At 66.3% G+C, this 13,397-nt stretch carries 9 protein-coding genes and 1 tRNA gene; 5 read left to right on the top strand and 5 right to left on the bottom strand.

Annotated features, from left to right (window positions below; translation table 11 throughout):
* Positions 1 to 411 precede the first annotated feature (411 nt).
* The gene (locus tag ACQR1B_RS14495; protein ID WP_434835973.1) at positions 412 to 1,515 is read right to left on the bottom strand and encodes an AraC family transcriptional regulator; all 1,104 of its coding nucleotides are present in this window, start codon (positions 1,513 to 1,515) and stop codon (positions 412 to 414) included.
* 170 nt (positions 1,516 to 1,685) lie between these two features.
* Here ACQR1B_RS14495 and ACQR1B_RS14490 point away from each other — a divergent pair, with 170 nt between their 5' ends.
* The 3 genes from ACQR1B_RS14490 (at position 1,686) to ACQR1B_RS14480 (ending at position 5,358) form a co-directional block, all read left to right on the top strand.
* Positions 1,686 to 2,675 carry an alpha/beta hydrolase gene (locus ACQR1B_RS14490; protein ID WP_434835974.1) on the top strand — a complete coding sequence of 330 codons (990 nt, stop codon included), beginning with the start codon at positions 1,686 to 1,688 and terminating at the stop codon, positions 2,673 to 2,675.
* Between the two features lie 963 nt (positions 2,676 to 3,638).
* Positions 3,639 to 4,163 (top strand): ImmA/IrrE family metallo-endopeptidase, encoded by a 525-nt coding sequence (locus tag ACQR1B_RS14485; protein ID WP_434835975.1) that lies wholly within the window; start codon positions 3,639 to 3,641, stop codon positions 4,161 to 4,163.
* 136 nt (positions 4,164 to 4,299) lie between these two features.
* A complete protein-coding gene (locus ACQR1B_RS14480) occupies positions 4,300 to 5,358 on the top strand; it encodes a hypothetical protein (RefSeq protein ID WP_434835976.1) in 1,059 nt (352 codons plus the stop codon).
* 1,277 nt (positions 5,359 to 6,635) lie between these two features.
* Here the strand turns inward: ACQR1B_RS14480 and ACQR1B_RS14475 are convergent.
* From ACQR1B_RS14475 to ACQR1B_RS14460, 4 genes are all read right to left on the bottom strand, one after another.
* Positions 6,636 to 6,711 (bottom strand) — tRNA-Thr (locus tag ACQR1B_RS14475).
* A gap of 165 nt (positions 6,712 to 6,876) precedes the next feature.
* Positions 6,877 to 8,799, bottom strand: a complete 1,923-nt coding sequence (locus tag ACQR1B_RS14470) for a heme biosynthesis HemY N-terminal domain-containing protein (protein ID WP_434833068.1) — start codon at positions 8,797 to 8,799, stop codon at positions 6,877 to 6,879.
* A 27-nt stretch (positions 8,800 to 8,826) separates the two neighbouring features.
* Positions 8,827 to 10,137, bottom strand: a complete 1,311-nt coding sequence (locus ACQR1B_RS14465) for a COG4223 family protein (RefSeq protein WP_434833067.1) — start codon at positions 10,135 to 10,137, stop codon at positions 8,827 to 8,829.
* A gap of 50 nt (positions 10,138 to 10,187) precedes the next feature.
* Positions 10,188 to 10,925 carry a uroporphyrinogen-III synthase gene (locus ACQR1B_RS14460; RefSeq protein WP_434833066.1) on the bottom strand — a complete coding sequence of 246 codons (738 nt, stop codon included), beginning with the start codon at positions 10,923 to 10,925 and terminating at the stop codon, positions 10,188 to 10,190.
* Positions 10,926 to 11,065: 140 nt separating this feature from the next.
* On the opposite strand from ACQR1B_RS14460, the gene tsaD reads away from it, so the two are divergent.
* Together tsaD and ACQR1B_RS14450 are read left to right on the top strand one after the other, a co-directional pair.
* Positions 11,066 to 12,133: a tRNA (adenosine(37)-N6)-threonylcarbamoyltransferase complex transferase subunit TsaD gene (gene tsaD, locus ACQR1B_RS14455; protein WP_434833065.1), complete on the top strand. Its 1,068-nt coding sequence runs from the start codon at positions 11,066 to 11,068 to the stop codon at positions 12,131 to 12,133.
* A gap of 206 nt (positions 12,134 to 12,339) precedes the next feature.
* Positions 12,340 to 13,320, top strand: coding sequence for an NAD(P)H-dependent glycerol-3-phosphate dehydrogenase (locus ACQR1B_RS14450; RefSeq protein WP_434833064.1), 981 nt, complete (start codon positions 12,340 to 12,342; stop codon positions 13,318 to 13,320).
* Positions 13,321 to 13,397 lie beyond the last annotated feature (77 nt).

Raw genomic sequence — 13,397 nt, 5'->3', positions numbered from 1 at the left:
CACCGGCTTGGCCGCTGACGTACGCCCGAGCGCAGCCGGCATCTGCAGAAAATCGAACGCGAAACGCGGGACTGAAACGCCGCCTGTGCGGGAGCTTCTCCCGCGGCTCGCGCCGGACGATGGCGCGATTTGGGTTAAGCAATTCTTAACCGGGAACGCAGGCGCAAAGGCTGGGAAAGGGGATGGTGAGATGGTGCCGCCAGAGGGACTCGAACCCCGGCCCCGTCATTGCGAGTGGCCGCAACATCTGAGCCACGACGTGCAGGGATAAAGGGAGGGGCGGCCAAACACCGGTGACGGGCGGCCGAAAGATTAACGGCCGCCGCGCGCATAAATCGCCAGCGCATCGCGTGAAAAGCTCAAACGTCAGGCGGGCGCCTGGATTGAAGGCGCCGCCGTGAAGCAGCAGAACTAAGCCCGCAAGGAGCGCCTGAACTCAGTGGGGGCTGTCTTCGTCCAACGCCGGAACGCGTGGCGAAACGCAGCGGAGTCACTGAAGCCGAGGAGAAACGCGATGTTCTCGACGGTCAAGCGGGTGTCGCGCATATATCTGATGGCGGTCTGTGCACGCAGATCGTCGATCAGCTCTCGGTACGACGTGTTCTCTTGCTGCAGCTGTCGCCGTAGCGTCCGCGTGCTGAGGCCGAGCCGTCCGGCCAAAGTATCGGCATCCGGCGGGGATTCGAGATTCGCGAGCAGCACTTGGCGGGCCCTGCCGGCGACGCCCGTGTTCTGTTTGAGCTCGGTCAGCATTTGATCGCAGATAGTGGCGGCCTGAGCGTAGGTCACGGGATTGCCGAGCGCCGGCTTCCTGTCGAGCCATTCGGCCGAGAACGACAGTCTGTTTTGCGGCTGCTGATACAAGACCTCGCAGCCGAATTGTTCGGCGTGGCGCGCGGCCAGGGAAGGTCTTTGCGCATTCAACTGGATTTGGGTGAGACGGAAGTCAGGGCCCATGACGTCGCGGTGTACGCAAAGAAGCGCGCCGAACTGCAATTCGACGATGAAATCATGCAATGCCGTGTCGAGAGACCTGAACGGAAGCACCGTGATGCACCAAGCCGCCGACGCGTTGCGCTCTTCGAACGTAACGTCCAGGAGTGGCGCGGCCAATTGATAGTATTGGAGTGCAAAGGCAACGATCTGTCGGAAATCGATCCCGCTCAGCAGCGCGAGGCCGTAGATCCCGAAGGTCGAAACGTGAAATTCCGAGCCGGCGTCGAAAGCAAAGCTGGGGCTCCGGCTGAGCTTCAGCGCGTTTCTGTACGACTGGACGATCTGATTGGCCGACACCTTGGTCAGGGGAGACGTCAGTTCGGCTTCGGAGATGCGGATGCCCTCCAGCGCCGCTTGGAGCGGAACGCCTTCCGCCCTCAGACGGTCGACGATCTTGCCGATCTTGAAGACGGAGTAAACTTTCTCGTCCGGACCAATTTCAAACATCCCTTCTCCATCGGGGATCATTGGCGGCTCCCGGACGTGATTGGCCGCAATTCGCCGGATGTTGGCCGCCATACGGCTTCCCTCCTATACCGCATTTGGCCATGTCCAGCTACCGGCCGCGTTTGCTGCCGGCAGCAGTCGCGGGGAGTGCGCGGCTCCGCAATCCGCCAGTTGCGATCATCGCAAACCACGGATCGTGACGCTGAATACTTAGCCGTAGAATGGAGTGGGCGATGACATCGATGCGTGCAGCCATGGACAATCCCTTTCTCCTCTCAGTCGATCGGTCCCTGGCGTCGCTGACCAGTCCGGATGCGATCTCTGCTTCGACCCATGCCGTGAACGCGGCGTTGGCAGAGGCATTGGCGGCGATAACGCCGCCGGGCGGGCTGCCCGCGCTGCGCGAGGCCTATGTCCGTGGCGAACTCGGCCTTCCCGTTTCGCCCAAATCGCCCCGCGCCCGGAAGCTGACGATCGAGGGGCCCGCCGGCCCGATCGGCCTGCGCATCCTGGTGCCCGACGAGGTGCGGGGCGTGTATCTTCACATCCATGGCGGAGGTTGGGTCGTCGGCAGCAACGATACCTGGGATGAGCAGCTGGACTATTTCGGCCGGGAGGCCGGTATCGTCGCGGTCAGCGTCGACTATCGTCTGGCGCCCGAGCATCCCGCACCCGCAGCCATCGACGATTGCGCGGCGGTCGCGTCCTGGCTGATCGAGCATGCCGAGCGGGAATTCGGCACGTCCTGGCTGTCCATCGGCGGCGAGTCCGCCGGGTCCAATCTCGCCGCCCTGACGCTGCTTCGGCTCCGCGATGCCGGCAAAGGCGACGCCTTCAGGGCAGCGAGCCTGCTGTACGGCGTCTTCGATCTGTCACTCACCCCCAGCGTGTTTCGGGTGACGGGCGCACCGTTCATCAGCCTGGAGGTGATGCGGCAGTTCACGGGAGCGTTCGCAGGCGCCACGGATCTGAAGGACCCCGCCCTCTCGCCGCTCTATGCCGACCTGCACGACCTGCCGCCTGCGCTGTTCAGCGTCGGATCGGCCGATCCCCTGCTGGACGACAGCTTGTTCATGTCCATGCGCTGGCAGGCGGCGGGCAACCTCGCGCAACTGGCGATCTATCCCGGCGGCACGCACGGCTTCAACGCGCTCAACGGCGAACTTGCCGCCGCGGGGAATCGGGGGATCGCGAAGTTCCTGAAGGCGATGCGGACCGAGGTGGCCGGCTGATCGCGGAAGGCGACGATCGGAGTCAAAGCGATCGGGATCGAACTCGAGGACGCACACATCAAGCAAGCAATCGACGACGCTGCGAACGAAGGCATTGAGTGGGTCGCGCTGACGAACGGTGTCGACTGGCGCGCCTATAAGGTCCACTTCGGCCAGCCTCTCGAGAGAGCTTGGTCGTCGATCTAGATGCTATCGAGGAGGGCGCGAAAGGCCCCGAGGTTCTTGAATGCTTCTCAAAAAACACCATGGCAGGAGTTCCTGCGACGCATCCGGCGAAGATCGCAGGCGGAGTGACATCGCCTGACGGACGGCTGATTGGAGCGATCAGGCAGCGGCACTGATAGCAATGGGTTTCCAGTTCCAGGGCAGCAGGTCGGGAGCAAAGTTTTCTGCGCTGTCAACGTAATCCGACGATGGACTGGTACTGGCTATGATTGTCGAGGGTAGTGGCAGTCGTGCTCATGTCGCGTCGCCTTTGTGTCTCGTTGCGTCGATCCGCGCGCGCTGGCCGCGGGAGCCGATCAGGGCCGAGCCGTCACGCGCGCAGGCATCGCACGCCGCGCGCATTCCGTTTCGATCATGACTTTGCTAGTGATCGTCCGCGGTCTGGCTGTTGACGTACGCCGAGCGCAGCCGGCATTGCGGATATCGAACGCAAAAACACGGGTCCGAAACGCCGCCTGAGCGGGAACTTTCCCCGCGGCTCGCGCCCGACGATGACGCGATTTGGGTTAAGCAATTCTTAACCGGAGGAGCGCAGCGCAGCGCGCCGGCGCGTCAGCATTTATTGCCGAAGGGAACTGGTCTTTCTCAACCTATTGAACTAATTGGTCTTTGGACCGGCAGCTTCTGTTTAGGTCCAGAGTTCTGGGTATAAATAGGCGGTCTCGGCAGTTGCAGCTATAGAAATAGTTCACTATTTGTGCCAAGCGAAATGATGAGCGATTCGGAAAGGTCGTGGCTATGAGCTACAGCGCACCCCTCGAGTGCGGTCTGTCGAAGGCAGCTGTCGACGGTTTAGCTGCTAGCGTGGCCGAGCATCTCCACTATCAGCCAGGTCAGGATTTGGAGCCTATCGTCGGGAGGTTAGGGGGTAGGATACGTGTCCAGGACGTACTTGAGTTCAATCGAGTCTCTTCAGGGTCGATCCGTATTGAGAGCCAGAACGATTTTCAGATCGTACTTGCCGCACATACCGGGCCGACACGTGATCGCTTCACTATAGCGCACGAGTTGGGGCATTACTTTCTTCATTATATCTATCCTAACCAGACTGGCCGAAGTGTTTCCAAGCTGGAGGCGCAACGGTACGGAACCGGCCGAGTTGAATGGGAAGCCAACTGGTTTGCTGCCGGATTCCTGATGCCGGCAAACGTGTTTCGCTACCAATTCACTCAGCTATCCGGGTCAATACCATTGCTGGCAGATCGTTTCGGCGTCTCAGTTGAAGCGGCCAGCATCCGCATTAAAGTCCTTAGCCTCGCATAGTTTCGCTGTGGCGGATTTGGACCCGTTTGCTTCAAAGCTTCGCTTGTTTCTTAGCGTCGACATCGTTGGGTCGACTGCTTTTAAGCAAGCTGGAAGGCGACGGGAGGGTCCCAAGGATAATTTGGTCGAAACACAGATGCCGCCCGCGGAGCCGTGGTTTTCGCCGATCGCTCAATTCTACAAGGGGATGGAGATCGCGGTCGCGCGCGAGTGGGCGCTCGCTGAGGCGCGATCGCTACAAATCAATTGGCCTCCTGGGGAGCCTCCGGAACTGTGGAAGAGCGTCGGAGACGAGGTTATCTACACCAAGCTACTTACAGACCATCGGCAAGCTCTCACGGCGTTGAACGCCTGGATGGCAGCTGTCGCATCTTATCGTGTTAGGCTAAAACACCAATTCCCATCGCTTGATCTAAAGTCTACTGGGTGGATTGCTGGCTTTCCGGTCCATAATGCTGAGGTCTTTTTCCGTTCGTCTTCTTTAGCCCGAGAACTGGAAGTCGACGAGGGAGATGAGGTCTACAGCAACCTGTCGCTGCTACACGAGTACTACAGCGAGCAACGAGACAAGGAGCTAACGAGGGACTTCATCGGGCCGGCAATTGATACCGGATTTCGTCTTGCTCAATTGTCATCGCCTCGGCGACTTGTCATCTCCGTTGAACTGGCCCTAATGCTCATCCACGCGGTGAGAACTCAGCCCTCGGATGAGCGATATAATTACACAAAACCTCGCTTTTTCTTTTCTGGCCGTCACAATTTCAAAGGAGTGTTTGGAGGGCTGCCATACCCAGTATTCTGGATCGATATGCATCCCTCACCGAGCTTAGAGCGTACCGAAGACAAGCTAAACAAGCTGGAGCCGCTTGGAACAGATGATGTCCTCGAATTTTGTGAAGCTTTTATAAAAGAAAATAGCTCGTACTGTTTCATGCCTTACATCTACAACAACGTCGAGCCAGCATTTGCGCGTGTCCCTGACCATCATCAAGAACGCCTGAATAGCCTTCGCGATTATTGGGAGAGTGAACGTACGAAGCGAGAAGTCGAACGGAAATCGTTGTCTCAGAAAGATGACGACTTAGACGCTGCGGGAGCCAATTCGCCGGCCGACGACTCTAAGGCTGCTGACGAGCTCGCCGCCTGGTTTGCTGAACATCTCAGGGAGCCCGAACAAGATGGCGACCAAGAGTAGATAAGCAAAGCTAGCAATCTGTGGCAGTCCTCCGGAAGTGGAGAAGACCCCGGTCGGTTGGATAATCCCGAGGGCTTGAATTCGACGCTGCCTACCGAGTGTGGGTAGTTTGCTGCCGAAACATGGGAAATCGCCCAACTGCCGCTTGCGGAATCGAATGATTCGCTTGAGAGTCCTTGCACGACTCGGTTCGTCCGAGTCGAATCGTGAGGAGCAGGGCCAACCAACCGCCAAGTTCGTCCGGCCCCGCCCCCCTCACTGGCGATCCAGGTAGAAGCCTACCGGGACCAGCAAACGGCTCGTTGGAGAAATCCGGCGGGCCGTTTGTCTTTGGGACACAACGTCCCAAGTCAAGCGACACTTTACGCGGATTGTGATTCGCGTGAAGGGGCTAATTTTCCCCATGTCCATTTTAGTTAGGGAGAAATGACGCCGCTGTCCAAGCCGCATCTAGCCCCACCTTGGAAAAAAGGCTGATCTTCTGGGAGGTAAGGTGACGCTACACTTTTCTCGCTGCCCTGCTCGGGAGCCAGTTCGGCCTCTTGATCGAGCTTGATGGAGGTCAACACGGGGCCATTGGCGGGGTGCCGCCGCAGGCGGGCCGTGCAGATCGCGAATTCCGAATACCAGAAACTTCGTTGACACCACCCCCAAATCAGTGGTCTTATCCCGCCATCCTGCCCGCACTGAGAGGGGCGTATCGCGATCGTCACGGGACGTTGCGGCGGGGAGCGGTGGCCGCGGGGCGACGCAGCATCTCATTGGGGGTGCGGACGAACGTCGTTTCGCGGACGGTCAAGCCGTGTGGTCCCGACACCCCGACGCTGGTGTCTTGGTCGGCGACGATGTCGATGACGGGGGCAAGCAAGCCCGGTCCCCTGGGAGAGCGCGGAGCAGCCGTTCAAACCATTGCGCAGGGAAGGCCGGGTTGTTTCCGGCTGAGCCTGTGGTTCCTTCCCCGTGCACTTCTTCCGCACGGGGGCCGCGGGTGCCAGTCGGCACTCGGCCTTCCCTGCGCCCTCTCAATCGATGAGGACGCCAAACTGCAGCAGAGCTCGGGCCGGTCCGGCCGCGAGATCGCGGCGGCACGGGCGACGTGAGCTACGGTTGCGGCAAGTAGCGTGCTGTTTGACAGTGTTGATCGGAGATCGGGGAGAGGGGCTCAAGCTAGACTTGGGGGGCTCAAACGCCCGGCTTCGCGAAGACGCTACGCCGGGCACGCTTCGCCCTGCGGGCTACGGCCTGGCTGCGCCACGCGTAGCCCGAAGGGCGAAGCGTGGTGCCGCAAGAGGGACTCGAACCCCCGACCCCGTCATTACGAATGACGTGCTCTACCAACTGAGCTATTGCGGCGAACCAAAGCGGCGCGCGCCCGGCACGGCGCCGGACCACGCGAACGCGCTCCTGATATCGGGCGGACGCGCGGTTGGCAAGGACAACGCGCACCGCCACGGATCGGAATCGGGCCGGTGTGGCCCGGCGGGCGAGCAGGCGGGGTGTCCGCCCCGTCAGCCGGGGTCAGCTCCCGAAGCGCGACCAGAACCCGCGCCAGCCGCCGGCCTGGACCTTCGGGGCGAGCTGTTCGGCGAACTCGTCGCGCGGCTGGTCGTCGTCGTCGACCCCGGGATCATCAGGCGGCCGCATGATCGGGACGATCGCCTGGATCTGGGTCTCCGGCGGTTTGGCGAGATCGCTGCGGTTCCGGAACAGCGGGGTCGGTGCGACGGCGGCGGTTTCCGCCGGTCTGGCCGGCTCGGCGGGTGTCTCGGCCTCTTCGGAGGCGTCCGTATCCGTGTCGGCATCGCCGGGCGCGGCGGCCTGCAGCGGTGGCGCCGGCTCAGCGGCCGGCGGGCTCGGCGGCGGGGCCGTCGTCTCCACCGCACTGTCCGCAGCCTTTTCAACAGGGATATCCACCGGCTTGTCGACAGGCTTGTCCACCGCTTCCTCAACGGCCGTCTCGGCCGTCGTCTCGGGCATGGTCGGTTCGGGCGAGCGCGGCGGCTCGTTGTCCTGCAGGGTGGCCGGGGCGATCACCACCGGGCTTGCGGCCGCGCCGCGCGGCGGCTCCACCAGGCCGTCGGGTATCGCCGGCCGGCTCGGCGGGGCCAGCACGGCCTCGGCGAATTCCGAGCTCTCGATCACGCTGTTGCGCTCCGACGGCAGGCTGGCCACCGGGGTCTGCCACTGGAACGCGTCGAGCCGGCCGGTGACCGGCGAGATCGGCCGCCAGCGGTCGCTGACATAGCCGTCCGCAGTCCAGGCCGGGTCGTGGCGGGCGCGCACCGCGCGCAGGGTCCATTCGCGCGCCTTGCCCGCGTCGCCATGCTCGGTGCGCTCCAGCTCGGCCATCAGCATCGCCACGCGCTGGGTCGGATCGTCGGTGAACGGCGCCAGCGCGGTGCGGGCGCGGCCGAACTCGGCGGCGTCGATCGCCGCGCGCGCCACCGCCAGCGCGCCCTCGACATGGTCGGGCGTGCGGGCGGCGAGATTCTCGATCCGCGACAGCCGCTGCCTGGCCGAATCGCCGAGCCGGACATGGGCGTAGGCGTCGGCGAGGTCCGGATGCGGGCAGGACGCCCAGGCGGCCTCGATGATCTTCATCGCGCGCCGCACCTGGTGCGCCTCGCTCTCGAACTTGGCCGCCAGCACCGCCGCCGGCACCAGGGTCGGCGCCAGCTTGACCGCCTCCATCGCGCTCGACCGCGACAGGTCGCGGTTCTCGGTCTCCAGCGCAATCGCGCGCGCGGTCAACAGCACGCCGCGCTGGCGCCGATAGGCCGGCTTGTCGATCATGCCGGCGGTGTAGTTGCCGTCGAGGATCGAAAGCGCGCCGTTCCAGTCGCCTTGCGCGCAGCGGAAGCCGAGCACGGCATGCGCGGCCCAGGTGGCGTTGGGTGCGAGCTTGAGCGCCTCGTCGGCAATGACCACGGCGGCCATCGCGTCGTCGGCGCGCTGCGCCTCGATGAACAGGCCACGCAGGCCGAGCAGGCGGGTGTCATGGCGCTCGGCCATGGCGCGGAAGGCGCGCCGCGCGCCGTCGCGATCGCCTTCGAGCTGCGCCGCCTGCGCGTGCAGGAGAAGCGTCAGCGGATCGTCGCCGGCCAGGCGCTTGGCGGTGTCGGCGTGCTGGCGCGCAGTGGTCGAATCGCCGTGGCCGATCGCCAGCAGGCCGTGGGTGATGGCGTGCCGGCCGCGCTGATGGCGGCGGGCGCGGTGATGCTGGCGGATGCGTCCGGGGGCGCGCAGCAGCGCGCTGATCAGGTTCCACAGCAGCACGCAGGCGGCGATGGTGAGGCCGATCGCCAGCACGAACACCGGCAGGGTCATGGCGATCCGCCACGGTCCCCAGTTCAGGACGACGTCGCCGGTCTGCTCGGCGACCCAGGCAGCGCCCGTGGCGGCGAGCCCGACCAGGATGAGGAAGATGACGATCCGGAACATGTGCGTCCTTGTGCTTCCTTGGGCGTCCTATTGCGCGGGTTTGGCGAGCGCGGTCATCGCGTCGTCGGCGAATTTGCGGGCGGTCGACAACGCGGCATCGCGGGAATCGGCTCTCGCGAGCCAGTCGTTGGCGGGCGCGCGATCCTCCGGCGACAGGCCCTTCAGCTCGCGCCGGGCCTCGGCGACATCGTTGCGCAGCGCCGCCGCCGTGATCCGGGCCACGACCGCGCCGCGGTCGGTACCGACGCCGTCGGTGCGCTCGACCTTGACCAGCCGTGCGGCGCCGGCCGAGAGCTTGTCGACGATCGAGGTTCCGGTGGTGCCCTCGGCGGGCGGCGGCGTCAGCTTCGGCACGATGGCCAGGAGGTCGCGGCTCAGCGCCCCCGGGCTCGGCACGCCGCTGGCGGCGAAGGCCTCCAGCGGCTTCAGCGTGGCCGCATCCGGCGCGAGCGATTTCGCGGTCGACAGCGCCGCCGCATACGGGTCGCCGTGGCGGACGGCGACGTCCAGCAGCGCGGCCGCGATCACCCGGCGCAGCGGCGAATCGTCGGCCGGCTTGGCCGCTTCAGCGGCCGCCTCGGAGAGCTTGGCGCGATCCTGCGCCAGGGCTGCGCTCTGGCTCTTGCTGACGCGCTCCAGCGCATCGATGCGTGCGGTCACGCCGGACAGATCGACCGGCGCCGGCGCGGCTGCCGGTGCCGAGCCGTCGCGCGGCTGCGCCTTGACGTCGTTGAGCGCCGCGACCGTCGTGTCATTCTGGCTGCGCAAGGCCGCGACGTCGCCGCGCACGGCCGCGATCGCCTTGTCGACCGCATCGATGCGGCCGGTGACGGCGGCATCGGGCCTGCCGACGCGCTGCTCCAGCCCGGCGACGCGGGTGGTCAAGGCGTCCAGCGCGGCGCTCTCCGGCGAGATGGCGGATGGCGGCTGCACGGGCGGCCAGCCCAGCATCCAGCCGACGCCGATCACCAGCGCCGCCGCGGCCGCGCCGGAGAACGGCGCGATGATCCAGGGCGACACCGGACGGGGCGGCGGGGGGGCGGCGCGCGGCGGCTCCGCTGCGGCTAAGGTCTCGTCAGGCGTCGCCGCGTCGGCCGCGGCCGGCTCGGTGTCGGCCGCGGCATGGGGATGCGACTCGCCGGCGGTCTCGGACGAACCTTCGGCCATGGCCGCAGCCGGCGCGGACCAGGGCGAGGCGGCCGGCCGTTCCGCCGCACTCTCGGCGGCGGCGGACGGGCGCTCCTCGCGCGACGTCGGTTCCAGATCGATGGTCGGCGGCGGCCGTTTCGGCCGCCCGGGATCGGAGGCCGGTGCAGCGGTGTCGGGTTCATCGACCATGGTGGAGTGTCCCTGGCTGAGGAAGGATTGGGCAGGCCCTCTTACGCCATTCACGACCGCAACGCACGAGCCAGCCCCTCCAGCATGTCGTTTTCATTCGGATGCGCCGGGATCGTGACCTGCGTCGCGCCGGCCTCGCGCAGCACCTCGGCGACATTGGCCGACAGGCAGCCATGCGGCACCGCCAGCGCCGAGATTTCGACGCCGTCCGCCCGGACCGCCGCCACGAAGGCCGCGGCACTTCGCCGCGAATAATGCAGCACCGCTTCGACGGCGTTTGCGGCGAACGCCTCGCAGACGGCGCGCGGCAGCGCCGCGACCGGCGCCATGCGGTACACGGTCTGCGTGATCACGTCGAAGCCGCGTTCGCCGAGCTCGGCGGCGAGATCGCGCGAGAGGTCGGCGCCGGCGAGATAGAGCAGGGTGGGGCGCGCCGCAGCGAGCCCGGCCGCGACCTGGTCGGTCACCACGCCGCGCAAGGCGGTGGCGTCGCCATCGGCGGAGATCACATGGGCGAACCCGGCGTCGCGCGCCGCGGCCGCGGTGTGGCCGCCCACCGCGAACAGCGGCAGTTTCAGCAACGGCGAGCCGGCGAGTTGCGGCGCCACCGCGCGCAGCGCATTCGATGACGTCACGATGACGGCGGCCACCTCGCGCCCGGTGTCCGCCGGCAGCGCGACCGGCTCGAACCGCAGCATCGGAGCCAGCAGCGCATCGAAGCCGCGCGCCCGCAACGCGCCCGCGGTGCGTTCATTGTCGGGGGCGGGACGGGTCACCAGCACGGCCATGTGCTATGCTCCCGTCGAATACGGATCGGCCCGGCTGCAACGGACGGACGATTGCACCTGGCGACCTCGTGGTGTTAGGCGGTTCTGTGCACTCATAGTGACCAAAAGGGTTGAGATTGGGTAACGATTCGACAACGCTCGTGCTCGGCATCGAAACCACCTGCGACGAGACCGCCGCGGCCGTGGTCGCGCGTGATCCGGACGGCAAGGGGCAGATCCTCTCCAACGTCGTGCGCTCGCAGACCGACGAGCATGCCATCTATGGCGGCGTGGTTCCCGAAATCGCCGCGCGCGCCCATGTCGACATGCTCGATCATCTCATCGATGCGGCGATGCGCGAAGCCGGCATCGACTATGCCGCGCTGTCAGGCGTCGCCGCGGCCGCCGGCCCCGGGTTGATCGGCGGCGTCATCGTCGGCCTCACCACGGCCAAGGCGATCGCCATGGTGCACGATACGCCGCTGATCGCGGTCAACCATCTCGAGGCGCATGCGCTGACGCCGCGCCTCACCGATGCAATCGACTTCCCCTATTGCCTGTTCCTCGCCTCCGGCGGCCACACCCAGATCGTCGCCGTCGCCGGCGTCGGCGACTATGTCCGGCTCGGCACCACCGTCGACGACGCCATGGGCGAGGCGTTCGACAAGGTCGCCAAGATGCTCGGCCTGCCCTATCCCGGCGGACCGCAGGTCGAGCAGGCGGCGCGCAATGGCGACGCCGCGCGCTTCGCGTTCCCGCGCCCGATGCAGGGCCGCGCCGATGCCAATTTCTCGCTGTCCGGTCTGAAGACCGCCGTGCGCAACGAGATCGGCCGGATGGATCAGGTGACCGAGCAGGACGTCGCCGATCTCTGCGCCAGCTTCCAGGCCGCGGTGCTCGAGTCGACCGCCGACCGCCTGCGCGTCGGCCTCGACCTGTTCAAGCAGCGCTTCGGCGCGCCGACAGCACTGGTCGCGGCCGGCGGCGTCGCCGCCAACCAGGCGATTCGCGGCGCGCTCGATACGGTCGCGCAGAATGCCGGCACCCGCCTGATCATGCCGCCGCCTGCGCTGTGCACCGACAATGGCGCCATGATCGCCTGGGCCGGCGCGGAGCGGCTCGCGCTGGGAATGGTCGACGGCATGGACGCCGCGCCCCGCGCCCGCTGGCTGCTGGACGCGAATGCCAGCGTGCCCGGCAAGTTCGCGAACACGCGCGCGGGGTTTTGAGCGGTGGAACGGCCGTTTCCTGATCCCCCGCTCGTGCGCGGGGCACACCTTAGCCTCTCCCGGCCTGCGGGGAGAGGCCGGATTGCATCGCCAGATGCAATCCGGGTGAGGGGGGCTCTCCGCACCGCCGGTGCCCGTGGCTGCCCCTCACCCCAACCCTCTCCCCGCAAGAACGGGGAGAGGGAGCACAGTCGCGTTTGACGCGAATGACGTCGTTCCAAACCATCTCCATCATCGGCGCCGGCGCCTGGGGCACCGCGCTCGCCGCCGTGGCCGCGCGGGCCGGCCGCGACGTCACGCTCTATGCCCGCGACGCCGATCACGCCGCGCGCATCGCTGATGCGCGTGAGAACCCGCGCCTGCCCGGCATTCCGCTCGCCGACAGCATCGTGGTCACCGCCGACCTCGCGGCGGCCGCGCGAGCCGACGCCGTGCTGATCGTCGTTCCCGCGCAGCACCTGCGCGGCGCGGTCATGCATCTGGCGCCGCTGCTCAAGCACGGCACGCCGGTCGTCGCCTGCGCCAAGGGCATCGAGCATGGCACCCACAAATTCATGACCGAGGTCATCGCCGAGGCCGCGCCGCATGCGCGGCCCGCGATCCTGTCCGGCCCGAGCTTCGCCGACGACGTCGCGCGCGGACTGCCCACGGCGGTGACGCTCGCCGCGACCGACGAGCCGCTCGCGGCCGATCTCGTGCAGGCGCTGGGCTCGCCGACCTTCCGGCCCTATCACGCCGCCGACGTGCGCGGCGTCGAGATCGGCGGCGCGGCCAAGAACGTGCTGGCGATCGCCGCCGGCATCGTCGCCGGGCGACAGCTCGGCGCCTCGGCGCTGGCGGCGCTGACCACGCGCGGCTTCGCCGAGCTGGTGCGGCTCGGTCGCGCCTATGGCGCCCGCAGCGAGACCCTGACCGGCCTGTCCGGCCTCGGCGACCTGATCCTGACCTGCGCCGGCCCGCAATCGCGTAACTTCGCCGCCGGCCTCGCGCTCGGCCGCGGCGAATCGCTGCCCGCCGGCAAGCTCGCCGAGGGGCAATACACCGCGCCGGTGCTGGTCGAACTCGCAGCCTCCCGCGGCGTCGAAATGCCGGTGGCCCAGGCCGTCGCCGCGATCCTTGCGGGGGCCGTGACGATCGATGCCGCGATCGAGGCGCTGATGCTGCGCCCGTTCAAGGCCGAGGAGTGATGTCCCACGCATCGGCTGGGCAAAAGAGGGACCGGCGCCGTTTAAGATATTGACCGGGCCATTGCCGTCTTCTTTGA

The organism is Bradyrhizobium oligotrophicum, assembly GCF_051168495.1.
In the GTDB taxonomy this organism is placed as follows: Bacteria; Pseudomonadota; Alphaproteobacteria; order Rhizobiales; family Xanthobacteraceae; genus Bradyrhizobium; species Bradyrhizobium oligotrophicum_A.
Note: the sequence above shows the minus strand (reverse complement) of the source record. Positions and strands in the feature narration are given on the sequence as shown.